At 64.8% G+C, this 18,308-nt stretch carries 20 protein-coding genes; 18 read left to right on the top strand and 2 right to left on the bottom strand.

All coding sequences use genetic code 11. The features are described from left to right. Positions 1-17: 17 nt before the first annotated feature. The 7 genes from yoaA to GTP41_RS22115 all read left to right on the top strand — a co-directional run bounded on the left by yoaA (position 18) and on the right by GTP41_RS22115 (position 6,236). Positions 18-2,033 (top strand): DNA repair helicase YoaA, encoded by a 2,016-nt coding sequence (yoaA, locus tag GTP41_RS22145; RefSeq protein ID WP_202419845.1) that lies wholly within the window; start codon positions 18-20, stop codon positions 2,031-2,033. A gap of 2 nt (positions 2,034-2,035) precedes the next feature. Further along, complete coding sequence (locus GTP41_RS22140; protein ID WP_161027759.1) at positions 2,036-3,082, top strand: DUF2157 domain-containing protein; 1,047 nt, start codon at positions 2,036-2,038, stop codon at positions 3,080-3,082. A 5-nt stretch (positions 3,083-3,087) separates the two neighbouring features. Next, entirely contained in the window at positions 3,088-3,930 is an 843-nt protein-coding gene (locus GTP41_RS22135; protein ID WP_161027758.1) for an alpha/beta hydrolase, read from the top strand. An 83-nt stretch (positions 3,931-4,013) separates the two neighbouring features. Continuing rightward, positions 4,014-4,685: a DUF6683 family protein gene (locus GTP41_RS22130; RefSeq protein ID WP_161027757.1), complete on the top strand. Its 672-nt coding sequence runs from the start codon at positions 4,014-4,016 to the stop codon at positions 4,683-4,685. Beyond that, positions 4,682-5,065: a hypothetical protein gene (locus GTP41_RS22125; RefSeq protein WP_161027756.1), complete on the top strand. Its 384-nt coding sequence runs from the start codon at positions 4,682-4,684 to the stop codon at positions 5,063-5,065. Before GTP41_RS22130 ends, GTP41_RS22125 begins: the two co-directional genes overlap by 4 nt. Continuing rightward, positions 5,062-5,766: a DUF6683 family protein gene (locus GTP41_RS22120; protein WP_161027755.1), complete on the top strand. Its 705-nt coding sequence runs from the start codon at positions 5,062-5,064 to the stop codon at positions 5,764-5,766. The genes GTP41_RS22125 and GTP41_RS22120 overlap by 4 nt, the downstream gene beginning before the upstream one ends. Beyond that, complete coding sequence (locus GTP41_RS22115) at positions 5,763-6,236, top strand: hypothetical protein (protein WP_202419844.1); 474 nt, start codon at positions 5,763-5,765, stop codon at positions 6,234-6,236. The genes GTP41_RS22120 and GTP41_RS22115 overlap by 4 nt, the downstream gene beginning before the upstream one ends. Here GTP41_RS22115 and GTP41_RS22110 read toward each other — a convergent pair. Next, complete coding sequence (locus GTP41_RS22110; protein WP_161027754.1) at positions 6,223-7,197, bottom strand: NADPH:quinone oxidoreductase family protein; 975 nt, start codon at positions 7,195-7,197, stop codon at positions 6,223-6,225. The two genes, GTP41_RS22115 and GTP41_RS22110, sit on opposite strands and share 14 nt — an antisense overlap. Before the next feature lie 115 nt (positions 7,198-7,312). Between GTP41_RS22110 and GTP41_RS22105 the strand changes: the two genes are divergently transcribed. The 7 genes from GTP41_RS22105 (at position 7,313) to rlmD (ending at position 14,026) form a co-directional block, all read left to right on the top strand. Beyond that, positions 7,313-7,918 carry a toll/interleukin-1 receptor domain-containing protein gene (locus GTP41_RS22105; RefSeq protein WP_161027753.1) on the top strand — a complete coding sequence of 202 codons (606 nt, stop codon included), beginning with the start codon at positions 7,313-7,315 and terminating at the stop codon, positions 7,916-7,918. Positions 7,919-7,940: 22 nt separating this feature from the next. Further along, positions 7,941-8,984, top strand: a complete 1,044-nt coding sequence (locus GTP41_RS22100; RefSeq protein ID WP_161027752.1) for a KGGVGR-motif variant AAA ATPase — start codon at positions 7,941-7,943, stop codon at positions 8,982-8,984. 85 nt (positions 8,985-9,069) lie between these two features. Beyond that, a complete protein-coding gene (gene surE, locus GTP41_RS22095) occupies positions 9,070-9,807 on the top strand; it encodes a 5'/3'-nucleotidase SurE (RefSeq protein WP_161027751.1) in 738 nt (245 codons plus the stop codon). Beyond that, positions 9,804-10,688 (top strand): protein-L-isoaspartate(D-aspartate) O-methyltransferase, encoded by an 885-nt coding sequence (locus tag GTP41_RS22090; RefSeq protein WP_161027750.1) that lies wholly within the window; start codon positions 9,804-9,806, stop codon positions 10,686-10,688. The genes surE and GTP41_RS22090 overlap by 4 nt, the downstream gene beginning before the upstream one ends. A 16-nt stretch (positions 10,689-10,704) precedes the next feature. Then, entirely contained in the window at positions 10,705-11,595 is an 891-nt protein-coding gene (locus GTP41_RS22085; protein ID WP_161027749.1) for a peptidoglycan DD-metalloendopeptidase family protein, read from the top strand. Positions 11,596-11,604: 9 nt separating this feature from the next. Next, entirely contained in the window at positions 11,605-12,618 is a 1,014-nt protein-coding gene (gene rpoS / locus GTP41_RS22080) for an RNA polymerase sigma factor RpoS (protein ID WP_161027748.1), read from the top strand. 67 nt (positions 12,619-12,685) lie between these two features. Continuing rightward, positions 12,686-14,026, top strand: coding sequence for a 23S rRNA (uracil(1939)-C(5))-methyltransferase RlmD (gene rlmD, locus GTP41_RS22075; protein ID WP_161027747.1), 1,341 nt, complete (start codon positions 12,686-12,688; stop codon positions 14,024-14,026). Positions 14,027-14,120: 94 nt separating this feature from the next. Here the strand turns inward: rlmD and GTP41_RS22070 are convergent, their stop codons facing one another. After that, positions 14,121-14,804, bottom strand: a complete 684-nt coding sequence (locus tag GTP41_RS22070; protein WP_161027746.1) for a Bax inhibitor-1 family protein — start codon at positions 14,802-14,804, stop codon at positions 14,121-14,123. A gap of 213 nt (positions 14,805-15,017) precedes the next feature. Between GTP41_RS22070 and ndk the strand changes: the two genes are divergently transcribed. From ndk to GTP41_RS22050, 4 genes are all read left to right on the top strand, one after another. Continuing rightward, entirely contained in the window at positions 15,018-15,443 is a 426-nt protein-coding gene (gene ndk / locus GTP41_RS22065) for a nucleoside-diphosphate kinase (protein ID WP_155457472.1), read from the top strand. Between the two features lie 96 nt (positions 15,444-15,539). Further along, complete coding sequence (gene rlmN / locus GTP41_RS22060; protein ID WP_161027745.1) at positions 15,540-16,712, top strand: dual-specificity RNA methyltransferase RlmN; 1,173 nt, start codon at positions 15,540-15,542, stop codon at positions 16,710-16,712. Next, complete coding sequence (pilW, locus tag GTP41_RS22055; protein ID WP_161027744.1) at positions 16,712-17,524, top strand: type IV pilus biogenesis/stability protein PilW; 813 nt, start codon at positions 16,712-16,714, stop codon at positions 17,522-17,524. The genes rlmN and pilW overlap by 1 nt, the downstream gene beginning before the upstream one ends. Before the next feature lie 13 nt (positions 17,525-17,537). After that, positions 17,538-18,308: helix-turn-helix domain-containing protein (locus tag GTP41_RS22050; protein WP_161027743.1), on the top strand; the 771-nt coding region annotated here is incomplete at its 3' end.

Genomic DNA, 18,308 nt, shown 5'->3' with positions numbered 1-18,308 from the left:
TTGATTCCACTACGAACTTGACTGATTCCCAACAGCCGTCGCCCGTTCCCGGCGCGCCGAATGAGCCCGTTTTCCCCGAGGGTGCCCACGACGCCGACATCGAACGCCTGTTCGGACCCGGCGGCCCGCTGGGCCCGGCGGTGGGCGGCTTTCGCCCGCGTAAATCGCAGACTGAAATGGCGAAGGCGATTGCCGACGCCATCGCCAAGCAGCAAACCCTGATCGCGGAGGCGGGCACCGGCACCGGCAAGACCTTTGCCTACCTGGTGCCGGCCCTGCTATGGGGCGGCAAGACCATCGTTTCCACCGGCACCAAGAACTTGCAGGACCAGCTGTTCCTGCGCGATATCCCGACCATCCGCGCCGCGCTGCAGGCGCCGGTCTCGGTGGCGCTGCTGAAAGGGCGCTCGAACTACCTGTGCCACTACCACCTGGAACGCACCTTGCAGAACGGCCGCATGACCTCGCGCGAGGACGTCGGCAACCTGCGCGAAATCCAGCGCTTCCTGAAGATGACCAGCACCGGCGACAAGGCCGAACTGGCGCGCGTGCCGGAAAACGCGCTGATCTGGAACCTGGTCACCTCCACCCGCGAGAACTGTATGGGGCAGGAGTGCCAGTATTACCAGGACTGCTTCGTGATGAAGGCGCGCCGCGAGGCGCAGCAGGCGGACGTGGTGGTGGTCAACCACCACCTGTTCTTCGCCGACGTGGCGCTGAAGGATACCGGCGTGGCCGAGCTGCTGCCCGCCGCCAACACCGTGATCTTCGACGAGGCGCACCAGCTGCCCGACACCGCCACCCTGTTCTTCGGCGATACCGTCTCCACCTCGCACATCCTGGAACTGTGCCGCGACGTGCTGGCCGAAGGCCTGGCCCATGCGCGCGACGGGGCCGAGTGGGCCAAGGTGGTGACCCCGGTGGAGAAGGCCGCGCGCGACCTGCGCCTGACCTTCACCCAGGACATCGTGCGCATGTCGCTGCCGCAGATCGCGCCCTCGAGCGATTTCTTCCCGGCGCTGCAGACCCTGAAGGACGAGCTGATCGACATGCTCGCCGTGCTGGAGAAAAACGCCGAGCGCGCCGAAACCATCGAGCAATGCCGCGTGCGCGGCAACGAGCTGTCGGCCAAGCTGGAAGCGTGGAAGTTCGACCCGAAAGCCAAGGTCGCGCCGGGCGAGGAGGCCGTGTACTGGGTGGAGGCGTTCCAAAGCTCGCTGCAGCTGCACAAGACGCCGCTGTCGATCGCGCCCATCTTCAACGGCCAGCGCGAGGGCGTGCCGCGCAGCTGGATCTTCACCTCCGCCACCTTGGCGGTGAAAAACGACTTCACCCACTTTGCCGAGCAAATGGGGCTGGAGAACGAAGTCGCGCGCAACTGGCCAAGCCCGTTCAACTACGAACAGCAGGGCATCCTGTATGTGCCGCAAGGCCTGCCGGATCCGAATTCCATGGGTTACACCGACGCCGTGCTGGATGCCGCGCTGCCGATCATCGAAGCCGCCGGCGGCCGCACCTTCCTGCTATGCACCACGCTGCGCGCCGTCAAGCGCGCCGCCGACCGCCTGCGCGACGAATTCGACAAGCGCGGCCTGAAATTCCCGCTCTTCGTGCAGGGCGACCGTGGCCGCACCGAGCTGCTGGACCAGTTCCGCAAGGCCGGCAATGGCGTACTGATTGGCTCGCAGAGCTTCTGGGAAGGCGTGGACGTGCGCGGCGACGCGCTATCGCTGGTGATCATCGACAAGCTGCCGTTCGCACCGCCGGACGATCCGGTGCTGGCGGCCCGCATCGATGTGATGGAACGCAAAGGCTTGAACGGTTTTATGGGGCATACCTTGCCGGAAGCCATCATCAACCTGAAACAGGGCGCCGGGCGCCTGATTCGAGATGAGGGAGACCGTGGGGTGCTGATGCTGTGCGACCCGCGCGTTATCTCCAAACCCTACGGCCGCCGCATCTGGCAAAGCCTGCCGCCGTTCAAACGCACGCGCGAAGCGGCGGAAGTGGTGGAATTCTTTAAAGGATTGTAAGCATGAAGCTGACACGCGCAATGTTGGACGAGGCGGCAAGCAAGGGTTTGCTGGATGCGGACCAGGCAGGGCGCTTGTGGCAGTTCCTGCTGGAGCGCGAGCAGCATACGCCGGGCTTCAAGCCGGCGCACATCCTGTACTACCTGGGCGGCCTGATTGCCATCGGCGCCATGTCGCTGTTCATGACCCTGGGCTGGGAAACCTTCGGCGGCGCCGGCCTGCTGTTCATTTCAAGCTGCTATATCGCGGCGGCCCTCGGCGCGGTGGAGTGGCTGCGCGCGCGCGGCCTGCAACTGCCGGCCGGCGTGCTGGCGGCGTTTGCCGTGGTGCTGGTGCCGCTGGCGGTGTACGGCCTGCAGCATGTGCTGGGACTGTGGTCCGCGGACGGCCCGGGCGGCGCTTACCGCGACTACCACTACTACATCGACTGGCGCTGGGTCCTGATGGAGCTGGCCACCCTGGCCGCCGGCGCCGTGGTGCTGTGGCGCTACCGCATGCCGTTCACGGTGATGCCGGTGGCGGTGACGCTGTGGTACATGAGCATGGACGTGAGCACCATGCTGCTGGGCGCCTATGGCTTCTTTTCGCACGAAGGCAAGATCATTTCGGCGCTGTTCGGCATGGCCATGACACTGCTCGCGCTGTGGATCGACTTGCGCAACCGTAGCAGCAAGGACTACGCCTTCTGGCTGTACATCTGGGGCGTGATCACTTTCTGGGGCGCCTTGTCGTCGATGGACTCGGGCAGCGAGTTCGGTAAGCTGGTGTATTGCCTGATCAATGTGCTGATGATCGGCATCGGGGCCGCGCTCTCGCGCCGCGTGTTCGCCGTGTTCGGTGGCTTGGGACTGGCGGGCTACCTGGGCCACCTGTCCTACACAGTATTCCGCGACAGCCTGCTGTTCCCGCTCGCCTTGACGGCAATCGGCGTCGCCATCATCGCCGCCGGCGTGTTCTGGCAGCGGCGCGAAGCGGCCATCGGCGCCGCCCTGCGCGGCGTGCTGCCGGCCGGCCTGCGCCTGCTGGTCGAACGCCGCGCCGTGGCATAAAGCGGATGCGCGCCCGCCCTGCGCGCCTGCTCGTTGTTGCCGGCGCCATCCTGCTGGCGGCGGCCGCGCTGTGGCAAGCCGGCACGCTGCTCTCGCAGCCGGTCAACCATCCCGTGCGGGTGGATGGCGAGCAATTCTCCATCATCCAGTTCGAGCGCACGCGCGGCTCGCTGCTGCGGGTGCCGCGCGCCACGCGCTGCGCCTTGCTGATGCACGGCGTGCGCGCCGACCGCAGCGTGATGGCGCCGCGCGCGCTGATGCTGCGCGAGCTGGGCCTGACATCGCTGGCGATCGACCTGCAAGGCCATGGCGAGACGGGCGGCGAGATGATCACCTTCGGCCACCGCGAGGCGCAGGATGCGCGCAACGGCGTCGACTACCTGCGCGGCCAGGGCTGCGCCAAGGTGCTGGTGATCGGCCAGTCGCTGGGCGGCGCCGCAGCGCTGCTGGGCGACGGCCCGGTGGCGGCCGATGCCTTCGTGCTCGAATCGGTCTACCCGACCATCGAGGACGCCGTCGCCAATCGCCTCGGCATGCGTTTCGGCGCGGCAGGGCGCCTTGCCGCGCCTTTGCTTTACCTGCAGCTCCCGTTGCGCGCTGGCGTCGGCAGCGCGGAATTGCGCCCGCTCGATGCGGTGCGCAAGCTGCGCGTGCCGGTGCTGGTGGCCGGCGGCAGCCGGGACTTGCAAACCCCGCCGGAAGAAACGCGCCGCCTGTTCGCGGCGGTCCCCGGCAGCAAGACGCTGTGGTTGCTGGAGGGCGCCGCGCACCAGGACTTGTACGCGTACGATCCCGCCCAGTACAAGGCAAAGCTAGCCGCATTCATCGAGGCAAGTCTCATCGAGTGACTTGCACACGATTGGATTCGCTTGGAGTGTTGTCGAATTTTGTATATTCTGCGCCAACCTTTTGACACTTCCAGGAGGTGGCCATGAAGTACCGTTCGATCCTGCCGGCGCTCTTGCTGGCGCTGGGCGCAGCCCAGTCGGCAAGCGCGCAATGCTGCGGCTATGGCATGAGCTACGACAACGTCGTGGTCTGGCCGCAGCCCGACTTGCGGGTGCCGGTTCCCACCGTGAGCGAGGCGAAGAAAGCCAAGCCGGTGCTGGCCAAAGCCAAGCCCGCCGTGAAAGAAAACGCCCGCAAGCTGTCCATGCATTTCCCGCCCGAGCAACGCGCCCAGGTGGAGAAGTACTACATTGAAAGCATGGCGACCTACCTCAAGCTGGAAAAGAAGATGGGCTGGGAGCCGCGCGACATGGCTGGTGGACTGGCGGCCTTCCTGGTCGGGAACTATATGGTCCTGCATGAGCGCAACGTGAGCGATGAGGAATATGCCGCCGTTGCCAGCCAGATGCGGGCGCAGCAGCAGATGCAGAAAATCACCCAGGCCAGCGACCAGGAAAAGCTGCGCGACGTGTTCGAGCAGAGCGCCATGGTGGGCGTGTTCATGGCGGTGGCCTATCTGGCACACCAGCAGAAGCCGCAGGAATCGGCCTTTTACGGCAACCTGCGCAACGCCGCCCGGGAAAACCTGCAACTGGTGCTGAAGTCCGATCCGGCCAAACTGAGCATCGACAAGAACGGCATGAGGTTCCAATGACGATCTACATTAAAAAACTGTGCAACGCCTTCATCACGGATGCCATCGTCAACCGCCGCCTGGGCGGCACGGCGGCGCGCAACGTGGAAGCGATCGGAAGCCTGATGGGCGGGCTGTGGGTGGGCGGCACGGTGACCGTGTCGGCCGAGGCGCTGGACTGGGTGCCGAACGGCATGAACCAGGCGCTCCACGACAAGCTCGAACCGGTGCATATCCCGCTGGCCGATGTGCGCACCGTGCGGCGCGTGTTCGGCATCCTGACCGGCATCGTGGTGGTGGAGCTGGAAGATGGCGGCGAGTTCCGCTTCCGCTGCTTCAACGCGCGCGCGGTGGCGGTCAATATGTCCGACCTGCTGCCAAGCCAGCTGATTTCGGCATGAGGGCGCGCGTGCGGATCGCGGCCGCCGCAGCGGCGGCGCTGCTGCTGGCCGCGCCGGCAAGCCGAGCGCAGGGCCTGGTCGGCCTGGGGCTGGACTACCCCTACACGGCGGCGCCGCTGATCAACTTCTCGCATATGTCGGCGATGCACAACAACGCCATGCTCAACGCCGCCAATTCGGCGCGCAAGCACGAACGTGACATCGCCAATGTGGCGCCGGCGGTCAAGCGCAACGCGCAGGAGCTGGCCAAGGTCTTCCCCGCCTCGAGCCAGGCATCGATGGTGCAGGTCTTTGTGCAAAGCATGGACGTCTACGAAACCATCGAAGCCAAAATGGGTTCGCCGCGCAAGGACCTGGAAATGGCGCTGGCCGCCTTCATCGTCGGCAATTACATGGTGTTCACCAACCGCGAAGTATCGGACGACGAATTCAAGGCCGTCGCCGAACAGTTGCGCCAGGCCGGCGGCACCAGCCGGCTGCGCGAGAAGGAACGCCCGGAAACCCTCCGCAACCTGTATGAGAAGAGCGCCATGGTTGGCGCCTTCATGGCGTTGGCCTACAAGTCGCAGCAGCAAAAGGCGCAGCCGGAGCAGGTCGCCGCCAATTTGCGCAACAGCGCGCGCGAGAACCTGAAGATCGTACTGGGCACCGATCCCGCGCGCCTGCGCATCGACGGCCGGGGTGTTAAGCTGCTCCAATGATGATTAGCGAGCTACCTGAACAAGCGCTGCTGCAGCGCTACCGCAGCCAGGGCGACTATACCGATTGCTTCGCCATCGACGTGCCGCAGGCCGTGAGCCACGCGGCGTTCGTGGAGGCCTTTTATACGACGGGCGTGTTCAAGCTGGAACGCGCGCTGCTGTCGCTGCTGGCTGCATGTCCTTCGCGCGACGCCGAGGCGCGCGAACTGGCGGCAGGCCAGCGCGAGCGGTTTTCCGCCTGGTCGGTGGAAGCGCACGCGCCGGGCCAGTTGCTGATGTGCGATCTGGCCGGCAGCATGCGCTCCTGGCTGATGGTGCTGGAGGCGGGGCCGGGCACGCGCCTGTATTTCGGCTCCGCCGTCGTGCGCAAGCGGCAGGGCGGCGCCTTCCGCGCCCTGCTTGGCTTCCACAAGCTCTACTCGCGCATCCTGCTGCGCGCCGCCGCCGCCCGCGCGCTCAGGGCAGGATGATGACCTTGCCCGTCACCTTGCGCGCCGCCATCGCTTCCAGCGCGCGCGGCGTGTCGGCCAGGGCGTAGCGTGCCGAGATATGCGGCCGGATCTTGCCTTCGCCCAGCCAGCCCAGTAGTTGCCGCATGCCCGCCAGGTTGGCCTGCGGTTCGCGCTTGACGAATTCGCCCCAGAACACCCCCATCAGCGAGGCGCCTTTCAGCAGGGGCAGGTTCAAGGGCAGCCTGGGGATCTCGCCGTTGGCAAAGCCCACCACCAGGTAGCGCCCGCGCCAGCCGATGGAGCGGAAGGCCGGTTCGGCGTACTCGCCGCCCACCGGGTCGTAGATGACGTCGGGACCCTTGCCGTCGGTGGCGGCCTTGATCGCCTCGCGCAGGTCGCTGTTGGCGTAGTTGAGCAGCACATCGGCGCCATGGGCCTTGCACACCGCCAGCTTTTCCTCGCTGGAGGCGGCGGCGATCACGCGCGCGCCCAGTGCCTTGCCGATTTCGATCGCCGCCAGGCCGACCCCGCCGGCTGCGCCCAGCACCAGCATGGTTTCGCCCGCCTTCAATTGGGCGCGGTCCACCACCGCATGGTGCGAGGTGCCGTAGGTGAGGGTGATGGCGGCGGCGGTGTCGAAATCCATCCCCGGCGGCATCGGCATCAGCGCCGCGGCCGGCACCAGCAATTGCTCGGCAAAGCCGCCGTGCGCGGAAAAGGCGATCACCTTGTCGCCCGGCCGATAGCCTTGCACGCCTTCGCCGACCGCCAGCACCACGCCGGATACCTCGTTGCCCGGCGTGAACGGCAGCGGCGGCTTGTACTGGTATTTGCCCTGGATGATCAGCACATCGGGGAAATTGACGGCGGCCGCCTTCACCTGCAGCACCACCTGGCCGGGGCCGGGCTGCGGATCGGGCAGGTCCTGCAGCACCAGCGTCTCGGGCAAACCCCAGTCCTTGCAAACAATCGCTTTCATTTGGTCTCCATGGTTATCGAACGCTCGTACGATTATGCCCGGGAACACTTTGCGCGGGAACAAAGTTTAATCCGCGCCGCGGCGCTACATTGGGCTGGCAGGGGAGGCGATTGCCATGAGTATCCGATACGGCTGTTTTTTCAGTTACGCGCATGGCCAGCACGCATTTATGAGCCATTTCAAGGACGACTTTGTCGATGCCCTGAAGTGCTATCTCGAGCCCCATTTCGACAACGAGACCGAATTGTTTGTCGATAGCGAGCAACTGGGTGGCGGCGACGATATCGACCGCCGCATCGCCCTGGCCATGTGCCAGAGCGCGACCATGGTCGTGATCTACACGCCCAAGTACGAAGCCCACCCCTATACCCGGCGCGAATTTGCCGCCATGCAGATGCTCGAGGCCGAGCGCAGCCAGTGGTACGAGCTGCCCTCGCACCTGATCATTCCCGTGATCATGACCCGCCACCCGCTGAGCCTGCCGCGCCAGATCAGCGAGCCGGGCATGTATGTGGATTTTTCGCGTTACACGCTGGCGACCGGGGATTTGAAGACCAACCCCGATTTCCTGCCCGATATCCGGCGCATCGTGGACCGCATCACGATGCATTACCACTGCGTGAAAGCGAGCATTCCGCCCGACCACGACTGCCGGCAATTCATCCTGCCGCCGGTACCGCCGGAATGGCGCCCGCCGGCACCGCCCCATTTCCCACGCTAACCCCAACGCCCTAAGGACCGCCATGGACCACCTACGCCTGCACCTGCCGTTGCTGCCTGCAGCCGGCGAAGTCACCACTTTCTACTCCTATAAGGGCGGCGTCGGCCGCACGCTGGCGCTGGCCAACCTGGGGCATTTGTTGGCCAGGCGCCACGCGCAGCCGGTGCTGCTGGTGGACTGGGACCTGGAAGCGCCGGGCCTGCACTACTACTTTCCCGCCGCGCCGCAAGCGCCCGGCGTGCTGGACCTGTTCGAAGCTTGCCGCGACGAGCTGCAGGAGCGCGCCGGGCGCTATGCCAGCGACACCGCGCTGGCCGAGGCGGTGCTGGACGCGGTGCGCTGGGAGCAGTTCCTGGTGCGGGCAAGCGATGACCGGCCTCTCTGGCTGCTGCGTGCTGGGCGGTGCGATGGCAGCCATGCGGAACGCGCGGCAATGCTGGACTGGCAAGGCATCTTCGATGCCTGCCCCGCGCTGTTCCGCACCTTTTCCGCGCGCCTGGCGCGCCACTTCGGCCACGTGCTGGTCGACGCCCGCAGCGGGCGCGCCGACAGCGCCGCCATTTGCACCACGCTGCTGCCGACGCGGCTGGTGCTGGTGTTCGCCCCCAACCGGCAGAACCTGGATGGGCTGCGCGAGCTGGTGTGGCGCGCCACCGGCTACCGCAGTTGCCACGAGGACGAGCAGCGGCCCTTGCTGGTGTACCCGCTGCCGTCGCGCGTGGATACGGCCGACGCCGCGCAGTACGCCCTGTGGCGGTACGGCGTGGACGGCTACCAGAGCGTGTTCGAAGCCGCCCTGGCCGATGCCTACGGGCTGCCGCAGCTGGACCTGGGCGACTATTTCGACGCCGTGCAGCTGCCGCACAGCGCCAGCCTGGCGTTTGGCGAAGCGCTGCCGGCCGTGGCGTTGCAGGAGCGCTACGAAGCCTTCCTGCACTGGTTCCGCGACGGCCTGTGCCCCTGGCAGCGCGCGCCGGCCGCCCCGCCCGCCGCCCTCAATCACCACCACGCCTTGCCGCTGCAGCAGGAGCGGGCAGGGTACTGGCCGGTGCCGGCAGCGATGTAGGGAAAGCCGGTGCGGAAAAATGGGGACGTACCCCATTTTATCCGCACCCGCTTTTTCCGGCGTTGCTTCAGGTAAAATTCCCTGTATGAGAATCCTTATCAGTAACGACGACGGCTACCTGGCGCCTGGCATCAATGCGCTGGCGGAAGCCCTGCAGCCTATCGCCGATATCGTGGTTGTGGCGCCCGACAGCAACCGGTCCGGCGCCTCCAATTCCCTCACGCTGGATCGCCCGCTCTCGGTGCATAAGGCGGCGAATGGTTTCTTTTTTGTCAACGGCACGCCGACCGACTGCGTGCACGTGGCCTTGACCGGCTTGCTCGACACGCTGCCCGACCTGGTGGTGTCCGGCATCAATAACGGGCCGAACATGGGCGACGACACCCTGTATTCGGGCACCGTGGCCGCTGCCACCGAGGGCTACCTGTTCGGCATCCCGGCTATTGCCTTCTCGCAAGGCTCCTATGGCTGGACGCATATCGACGACGCGGCCCGCGTCGCGCGCGACCTGGTGCAGCGCTATATGGAGCTGCTGCAGCGGCCCTATCTGCTGAACGTGAATATCCCCAACCTGCCGTACGAGCAGATGGGCCCCCTGACCCCGACCCGCCTGGGGCGCCGCCACCAGGCCGAACCGGTGGTCAAGGCGCTCGATCCGCGCGGGCGCGAGATTTACTGGATTGGCCCGCCCGGCGCCTGCAAGGATGCGGGGGAGGGCACCGACTTCCACGCGCTGGCCAGCGGGCGCGTGTCGCTGACGCCGTTGCAGATCGACCTGACGCACCGCCAACAACTCGATTCCCTGGCAAAGGCCCTCGCATGAGCGACAAGACCCGCACTTTCCCGCTGCCCCTGTCCTCCATCACCGACAAGAGCCCGACGAAGAAGCCGGTCTACAACGCCGTGGCCACGCCACAAACCGCCACCCAGAACGCCGCCCGCACGGCCGCCGCCAGCCCTGGCGGCTGGCGCCCGCCGCAGCCGGTCGCCTCGCCTTCGCGCGCGCACTCCTACGCCCAGGAGCGCGCCCAGGTGCAACTGGCGCCGGCCGCCGCGCCGCGCCAGCACGCCCTGGTGTCGGACGGCGTGCGGCGCGCCATGGTGCAGCGGGTGGCCAAACAAGGGGTAAGCGACGCGGTGGTGTTGGGCGCCCTGGACAGCGTGCCGCGCCACATGTTCATGGATGAAGGCCTGGCGCCGCAGGCCTATATCGACGCCTCGCTGCCGATCGGCCACCACCAGACCATTTCCCAGCCCTATATCGTGGCGCGCATGATCGAGGTGATGCGCGCCGGCCAGGACCTGCAGCGTGTGCTGGAAATCGGCACCGGCTGCGGCTACCAGGCGGCGGTGCTGGCCTGCGTGGCGAAAGAGGTCTACTCGATCGAGCGTATCAAGCCGCTGCACGAACTGGCCAAGGCCAACTTGCGCCCGCTGCGGGTGGCGAACCTGCGTTTGCACTACGGAGATGGTATGCTAGGCTTGCCGCAGGCGGCGCCGTTCGATGGCATCATCCTGGCGGCAGCCGGCCTGGAAGTGCCGCAGGCACTGCTGGAACAACTGAATATCGGCGGCCGCCTGGTCGCCCCGGTCGGGGCCCGCACCCAGCATCTCGAACTGGTCACCCGCGTCAGCAAGAACGAATGGGTGCGCCAGACGCTGGAAGATTGCCACTTTGTGCCGCTGCGCCCCGGCACCGTTTAACACACAGACATACAGAATGACGAAGAATTACTCCCTACTCCTGACGGCTGCCGCGCTGGCCGTGCTGACCGCCTGTTCGACCCCGCCCAATAACGTCCCGGTGGAAGACCGTTCGGTGCCGCTGCCGGTGGCGCCGGTGAAGGTGGCCCCGGTCGAGGAGCCGAAAGACAAGGAAGGCTATTACACCGTCCGCAAAGGCGACACCCTGATCCGGATCGCCTTCGACCGCGGCCTGAATTACCGCGACCTGGCGGCCTGGAACAACTTGGCCAACCCGGACGATATCAAGGTCGACCAGGTGCTGCGCACCACGCCGCCGGAAGGCGTGCAGACGGTCGCCGTGCCGACGCCGCCGCCGATTGAAAAGCTGCCGCCGCCGCCCCGCAAATCCACGCCGAAAGGCGAAAAACGCCCGTATTCCGAGACTGCCGTGGCGGAATTGCAAAAGCCGGAAGGGGAGAAGGCGGAGAAGCCCGCCATCGCGGCCAGCGCGCCAACTGCACCGGCGCCCGCCGCCCCGGCCATGAGCGCGGAAGACCGCGAAGTGACCTGGATCTGGCCGTCCGACGGCCGGGTGGTGGCCCAGTTCGACGAGGGCAAGAACAAGGGCATCGACATCGCCGGACGCGCCGGACAACAAGTGTTGGCTGCCAGTGCAGGAAAAGTGATGTATGCCGGTAGCGGCATCCGCGGATATGGTAATCTCGTCATTGTGAAGCACAGTAACAGCCTGTTGTCGGCCTATGCCCATAACCGCGCCATCCTGGTCAAGGAGGGGCAGGATGTGCGGCGGGGCCAGGCAATTGCTGAAATGGGGGATTCCGATACCGACGCCGTCAAGCTGCACTTTGAAATCAGGCAGCAGGGCAAGCCGGTGGATCCATCAAAATTCCTGCCTAACCGCTAGATACCACCCATGACACGCTCGCCGAATGACCAGCTGGAAGACGACTCGATTCCGGAGGACTTTTCGGACGAGCCGATCGACGAAAGTGTCGTCGATTCGATGGAGTCGGATGGCGAGGTTGCGGTCGAGGGCAGCAGCGCCGTCCTGGAAACGGTCGACGAGCTGAAAAAGGTGCTGGCGGCAGAGCTCTCCACCGACACCACCCAGCACTACCTGAACCAGATCGGCACGCGGCCCTTGCTGACGGCGCCGCAGGAAGTCCATTACGCGACCCTGGCCAAGCAGGGCGACTTCTCGGCGCGCCAGACCATGATCGAGCATAACCTGCGCCTCGTGGTCTCGATCGCCAAGCATTACATCAACCGCGGCGTGGTCCTGCTCGACATGATCGAGGAGGGTAATATCGGCCTGATGCGCGCCATCGACAAATTTGAGCCGGAGCGCGGCTTCCGCTTTTCCACCTACGCCACCTGGTGGATCCGCCAGAGCATCGAGCGCGCCATCATGAACCAGGCACGCACGGTGCGCCTGCCGGTGCACATGGTGCGCGAATTGAACCAGATCCTGCGCGGCAAGTACCACCTGGAGGCGCAGCACCACAACGGCAAGGACGCCACGGCGGAGGATATCGCCGACCTGGTGGGGCGGCCGGTGGAGGAGGTGCAGGACATCCTGGCCTTGTCCGAGCACGCCACTTCACTCGATGCGCCGCTGGACAACGATCCGCAATCCTCGCTGATGGACATGCTGCCGGGCGATTCCGAGGACGCGCCCGACGCGCGCGCCGAACACCATGAGATGACGGTGCTGGTGCGCGACTGGCTGACCAAGCTGCCGGACAAGCAGCGCATCGTCATCATGCGCCGCTTCGGGCTGGATAACGACGATCCGGCCACGCTGGAAACGTTGGCCGAGGAAATGGGCGTGACGCGCGAGCGGGTGCGCCAGATCCAGCAAGAGGCGCTGGTCAAGCTGAAGCGCGCCATGGCGGCGCGCGGCGTGGTGCGCGACTCGCTGCTTTAAGAGGCATCTTCTCTGCTATCATAGCGGGCTTTGGGCGCGCAATGCGCCGGCTGCAATCTTAATCGCTATGCAAGACACTATCGTCGAAATCAAATCCCTGGACATGGATGCCCGTGGCGTTGGCCACATCGAGAACGAGGACGGCTCGCCGGGCAAGGTGGTCTTCATCGAAGGCGCGCTACCGGGCGAAAAAGTCAGCTTCGAGCTGCTGCGCAAGAAAAAGAACTGGGAGCAGGGCCGCATGACCGCCCTGCACAAGGAATCGGCGATGCGCGTCAAGCCGAAGTGCGAGCACTTCGAAATTTGCGGCGGCTGCTCCATGCAGCACCTGGAAGCTTCGGCCCAGGTGGCGATCAAGCAGCGCGTGCTGGAGGACAACCTGTGGCACCTGTCCAAGGTCAAATCCGACACCATGATGCGCCCGATGTACGGCCCGACCTGGGGCTACCGCTACCGCGCGCGCCTGTCGGCGCGCTATGTGGCCAAGAAGGGCACGGTGCTGGTCGGCTTCCATGAGAAGAAATCGGTGTTCGTGGCCGATATCCAGAGCTGCCAGATCTTGCCCAAGCACGTCTCCGACATGATGATGCCGCTGCGCGCCCTGATCCACTCGCTCACCATCTTCGACAAAGTGCCGCAGATCGAGCTGGCCGTGGGCGAAGACAATACCGTGCTGGTGATGCGCAATATGGTGGCGCTGGGCGAGGGCGACGAAGACAAGCTGAAAGCCTTCGCCGACCAGTACAAGATCCAGTGGTGGCTGCAGCCCAAAGGCCCGGATACCGCCTACCCGTTCTACCCGGCCGACAAAGAGCTGTACTACACGCTGCCGGAATTCGGCATCAAGATGCCGTTCAAGCCGACCGACTTCACCCAGGTGAACCACCACATCAACCGCGTGCTGGTGCACAAGGCGCTGCGCCTGCTGGAAGTGCAGCAGGAAGACCGCGTGGCCGACCTGTTCTGCGGCCTGGGCAACTTCACCCTGCCGCTGGCGACCCAGGCGCGCGAAGTGGTGGGCATTGAAGGCTCGACCGCGCTGACCGAGCGCGCACTGGCCAACGCCAAGGTGAATGGCGTTGACGGCCACACCACCTTCCAGTGCCGCAACCTGTTCGAAATCACCAAGGACGACCTGATCGCCCTCGGCAAGTTCGACCGCATGCTGATCGACCCGCCGCGCGACGGCGCCATGGCCCTGTCGCTGGCGCTGGCCGAGCTGAAGGAAACGCATCCGGACCTGCTGCCGAAGCGTCTGGTGTACGTCTCCTGCTCCCCATCGACCCTGGCGCGCGACGCCGGCGTGCTGGTGCACCGCGCCGGCTACCGCATGTCACAAGCCGGCGTCATGAACATGTTCCCGCACACCTCGCACGTCGAATCGATGGCCGTCTTCGACCTCGAATAAAAATGTCCGTTTGGGGGTCAGGAAGAAAAGTGGACAAAAGTTGCATAAAAAAAAGCCGGCGCGAAGCCGGCTTTTTTGTTGGGGCGGGTGGTGCTTATTCGCGGTCGCCTGCCAGGCCCAGCAGTGAGAGCAGGCTGCTGAAGATGTTATACACGTCCAGGTACAGCGCCAGGGTGGCGGTGACGTAGTTGGTTTCGCCGCCGTTCACGATCTGCTGCACGTCGTACAGGATGTAAGCCGAGAAGATGGCAATCACCAGTACCGAGATGGCGATCGACAGCGCGCCCATGCCCAGGAAGATGTTGGCTACCGATGCCAGCAGCAGCACGATGACGCCAGCGAACAGCCATTTGCCCATCATCGAGAAGTCGCGCTTGGTCACGGTGGCGTAGCTGGCCAGCGCCATGAAGATCGCCGCCGTGCCGCCGAACGCGGTCATGATCAGCGTGCCGCCGTTGGCGAAGCCCAGGGTGCGGGTCAGCAAAGGCGTGAGCAGCAGGCCCATGAAGAAGGTGAAACCGAGCAGCAGCGCGACGCCGACGCCGGAATCCTTGTTCTTCTGGATGCCCCAGATGAAGCCGAACGCCACTGCCATGAACAGCAGGAAGCCCATGAAGCCGCGTGGGATCGGCACGGCGAACATGACGCCGATGATCGCGCCCAGCACGGTCGGGATCATCGACAGCGACAGCAGCCAATAGGTGTTGCGCAACACGCGGTTGCGGATCGCAGCGTTGTCAGTGGCGACAGCGCTACCAAAGTGATGTACGTTTTGCATAGTTAAATGCCTCCTTTACAAAAAGCATAGCATGGACCAGGCGCAATGTGGACTTTCTAACTTAGGAAATACTTAAAAACCCGTAAGGGAAGCCCATAGATGGCGCGCCGGCATGTTTCCTTGGGTGTCAAAGGTGAACTATGATAAAATCGAAGGTTGATCGGGAATCTAAATTCTTGTTTTAAACCTTTCTTTTTATTGGAGTTTTTCATAATGGCAATCGAACGCACCCTGTCGATCATCAAACCAGACGCAGTAGCCAAGAACGTGATCGGCCAGATCTACAGCCGTTTCGAAGGCGCAGGCCTGAAAGTGATCGCTGCCCGCATGACCCAGCTGTCCCGCGCTGAAGCCGAAGGCTTCTACGCTGTGCACGCTGCCCGTCCTTTCTTCAAGGACCTGGTTGACTTCATGATCTCCGGTCCTGTGATGATCCAGGTGCTGGAAGGCGAAGGCGCGATCCTGAAAAACCGCGACCTGATGGGCGCTACCGATCCGAAGAAAGCAGAAAAAGGCACCATCCGTGCTGATTTCGCTGACTCCATCGACGCCAACGCTGTGCACGGCTCCGACGCCGCTGAAACCGCTGCTGTGGAAATCGCCTACTTCTTCCCAGCACTGAACGTTTACTCCCGTTAATTTTTCGTAACGGTTGTAGTGTAGTAAAGTAGTATCTGCGCGTTTGCCCCGGGCCATGGTCCGGGGCAAAGCCATTTTTGAAATTGAGTAAAAAGCATGGAAACATCCCTCGTTAATCTGCTGGATTTCGATCCGGAACAATTAGTCGCCTACTGCGCCGAGTTGGGGGAGAAGCCTTTCCGTGCCAAACAGCTGCAGCGTTGGATCCACCAGTTTGGCGCGTCCGACTTCGACAGCATGACCGACCTCGCCAAGTCCTTGCGCGAGAAGCTGAAGACGCGCGCCCACATCGTGGCGCCGGCCATCATCAGCGACAACACTTCCGCCGACGGCACCCGCAAATGGCTGGTGGACGTGGGCAATGGCAATGCCGTGGAAACCGTGTTCATCCCGGAAGAAAACCGCGGCACGCTGTGCATCTCGACCCAGGCCGGCTGCGCCGTGAACTGCCGCTTCTGCTCGACCGGCAAGCAGGGTTTCAACCGCAACCTGAGCGTGGGCGAAATCATCGGCCAGCTGTGGATGGCCGAATTCGCGCTGCGCGCGACCAAGGGTATTGAGCCCGGCCCGAAAGGCGAGCGCCAGATCACCAACGTGGTGATGATGGGCATGGGGGAGCCGCTGCTGAACTACGGCCCGACCGCCACCGCGCTCAAGCTGATGCTGGACGATAACGCCTACGGCCTGTCGCGCCGCCGCGTGACCTTGTCCACCTCGGGCGTGGTGCCGAACATCGACAAGCTGGCGCAGGACGTGCCGGTGGCGCTGGCGGTGTCGCTGCACGCCTCCAACGACAAGCTGCGCGACGAGCTGGTGCCGCTGAACAAGAAGTACCCGCTGAAGGAACTGCTGGCGGCGTGCAAGCGCTACCTGGAGTTCGCGCCGCGCGACTTCATCACGTTCGAGTACTGCATGCTCGATAACTACAACGACTCCGACGAGCACGCGCGCGAGCTGATCGCGCTGGTGAATGATCCGGTGGTCGGTGTCAATTGCAAGTTCAACCTGATTCCTTTCAACCCCTTCCCGGAATCGGGCCTGCTGCGCTCCAAGAACCCGCGCATCAAGGCCTTTGCCGAAGTTCTGATGAATGCGGGCATCGTTACCACCATCCGTAAGACGCGCGGCGACGATATCGACGCCGCCTGCGGCCAGCTGGCGGGCGAGGTGAAAGACCGCACCCGCGTGGCTGAACGGATGGAGAAGATGGCCGAGTACCAGAAGAAGTTCGGCGCCGATTTCGGCAAGATTGTGGAGATCCGTTCCTGATGATCGAATTCGCCCAGCGCCGCTTCAAGTGCTTGGCCGCGGTCGCGCTGGCCAGTGTATTGGCGGGCTGCGCGACGGGGCAATCCCCGAGCGGCCTGGAAGACCTGAAAACGGCGTCCGATATGACGGCAGCGCAAAAGCGCGCCGAAATCCGCTTGCAGCTGGCGGCCGGTTATTTCGAGCAGGGTAACTACCCGGTGGCGCTCGATGAAGTGAAGAAGGCGATCGTCGCCGATCCGCAAAGCGTCAACGGTTTTAGCCTGCGCGCCGTGATCTACATGCGCATGGGCGAGAAGGCGCTGGCCAACGACAGCTTCCTGCAGGCGCTAAGGCTGGCGCCGGCGGATCCGGACGTGAACAATAATTACGGCTCTTTCCTGTGCCAGGGCGATCGCGTCAAGGAATCCTTCAAGCATTTCGATGCGGCGCTGGCGAACCGCCAGTACCAGTCGCCGGCCGGCGCCATGAACAATGCCGGCAATTGCGCGCTGAAGATCAAGGATTACGACCTGGCCGAAAAGTACCTGCTGCAGGCCTTGCAGCTGGCGCCGGACGTGCCGGAAACGAGTGTCGGCCTGGCCAGGGTGTACTATGCGCGGCGCGACTATCCGCGCGCCAGCTTCTTTATCGGACGCATGGCCAAGGTCGCGAAGATGGACAGCTTGCCAGCCGATGTGTTGTGGCTGGCGATTAAAGTGCAGCACAAGATGGGCGAGCAGGCGTCGGAGCAAAGCTTCGCCACCCAGCTGCGGCGTCACCACGCCGCGTCGCCGGAATACGCTGCGTATCAACGTGGGGCGTTTGATGAGTGAGAACGGGGAACGAATGGATTCTGAGCAGGAACAGCCGACCAGCCAGCAGCATGCTTCTACGCCCGGGGCAGCGCTGGTGGCGGCACGTGAGGCCATGGGCCTCACGGTGGAGCAGGTAGCCGACCAGCTGAAACTGGCGCCGCGCCAGGTGCTGGCGATCGAACAAGGTAATTACGACGCATTGCCGAACCGCGCGGTGACGCGCGGTTTCATCCGCGCCTACGCGAAGGCGATGCGCCTGGACCCGGCGCCGCTGGTGGCCATGGTGGAAGTGGAGGGGGCCGAGGGCCATGCCACCGCGACCGTGCGTCCGACCCGCGTGCAGGCCTCGTTCCAGGAGTCGCGTTTCCCGACGCTGACCGAACGCAATAACGGCAAGCCGCTGGGCAGCATCGTGGCCGGTGTGGCTGTGGTGGCGCTGGTGGGCGTGGCCGCCGCCTGGCAGATGGGCGTGCTGGCCCCGCTGACCCTGGCAACCCGCGCCGGCGTGGAGCCGGTGGCGGAGCCGCATGCCTCGGCCGAACACGCGGCCTCGCTGACGGTGGTGCCGTCCGCCGCGCAGCCGGCCGAGGTGCCGTTGCAGACGCAGAATGTGCCGCTGATTTCGGTGCCGCCGCAGCCTGGCAGCAGCAATGCGCCGGCGACCGTGCCGGGGGCAGGGGTTGCGGGCGGCGCCGGTCCGAATGCCGTGCCGTCCGCCGGCGCCGCGCCGGCCGCCGATGCACCGCTGGCCGGCGTGGCGCCGGCCAACCGTCCGGCCCCGAGCACGGCCGCCGTGCCGACG

The sequence above is a fragment of the Pseudoduganella guangdongensis genome (assembly GCF_009857475.1).
Taxonomy (GTDB): domain Bacteria; phylum Pseudomonadota; class Gammaproteobacteria; order Burkholderiales; family Burkholderiaceae_D; genus Rugamonas; species Rugamonas guangdongensis.
This window is presented reverse-complemented; position numbering and strand designations above follow the sequence as displayed.

Bases quoted from the DNA above. Each gene is read 5' to 3' on its own strand.
- GTP41_RS22085 (WP_161027749.1), top strand. From the start codon at position 10,705: ATGACGAAGAATTACTCCCTACTCCTGACGGCTGCCGCGCTGGCCGTG.
- pilW (WP_161027744.1), top strand. From the start codon at position 16,712: ATGATCGAATTCGCCCAGCGCCGCTTCAAGTGCTTGGCCGCGGTCGCG.
- rlmD (WP_161027747.1), top strand. From the start codon at position 12,686: ATGCAAGACACTATCGTCGAAATCAAATCCCTGGACATGGATGCCCGT.
- GTP41_RS22135 (WP_161027758.1), top strand. From the start codon at position 3,088: ATGCGCGCCCGCCCTGCGCGCCTGCTCGTTGTTGCCGGCGCCATCCTG.
- GTP41_RS22120 (WP_161027755.1), top strand. From the start codon at position 5,062: ATGAGGGCGCGCGTGCGGATCGCGGCCGCCGCAGCGGCGGCGCTGCTG.
- GTP41_RS22105 (WP_161027753.1), top strand. From the start codon at position 7,313: ATGAGTATCCGATACGGCTGTTTTTTCAGTTACGCGCATGGCCAGCAC.
- GTP41_RS22090 (WP_161027750.1), top strand. From the start codon at position 9,804: ATGAGCGACAAGACCCGCACTTTCCCGCTGCCCCTGTCCTCCATCACC.
- GTP41_RS22140 (WP_161027759.1), top strand. From the start codon at position 2,036: ATGAAGCTGACACGCGCAATGTTGGACGAGGCGGCAAGCAAGGGTTTG.
- surE (WP_161027751.1), top strand. From the start codon at position 9,070: ATGAGAATCCTTATCAGTAACGACGACGGCTACCTGGCGCCTGGCATC.
- GTP41_RS22100 (WP_161027752.1), top strand. From the start codon at position 7,941: ATGGACCACCTACGCCTGCACCTGCCGTTGCTGCCTGCAGCCGGCGAA.
- rpoS (WP_161027748.1), top strand. From the start codon at position 11,605: ATGACACGCTCGCCGAATGACCAGCTGGAAGACGACTCGATTCCGGAG.
- GTP41_RS22070 (WP_161027746.1), bottom strand. From the start codon at position 14,804: ATGCAAAACGTACATCACTTTGGTAGCGCTGTCGCCACTGACAACGCT.
- ndk (WP_155457472.1), top strand. From the start codon at position 15,018: ATGGCAATCGAACGCACCCTGTCGATCATCAAACCAGACGCAGTAGCC.
- GTP41_RS22125 (WP_161027756.1), top strand. From the start codon at position 4,682: ATGACGATCTACATTAAAAAACTGTGCAACGCCTTCATCACGGATGCC.
- rlmN (WP_161027745.1), top strand. From the start codon at position 15,540: ATGGAAACATCCCTCGTTAATCTGCTGGATTTCGATCCGGAACAATTA.
- GTP41_RS22115 (WP_202419844.1), top strand. From the start codon at position 5,763: ATGATGATTAGCGAGCTACCTGAACAAGCGCTGCTGCAGCGCTACCGC.
- GTP41_RS22130 (WP_161027757.1), top strand. From the start codon at position 4,014: ATGAAGTACCGTTCGATCCTGCCGGCGCTCTTGCTGGCGCTGGGCGCA.
- GTP41_RS22110 (WP_161027754.1), bottom strand. From the start codon at position 7,197: ATGAAAGCGATTGTTTGCAAGGACTGGGGTTTGCCCGAGACGCTGGTG.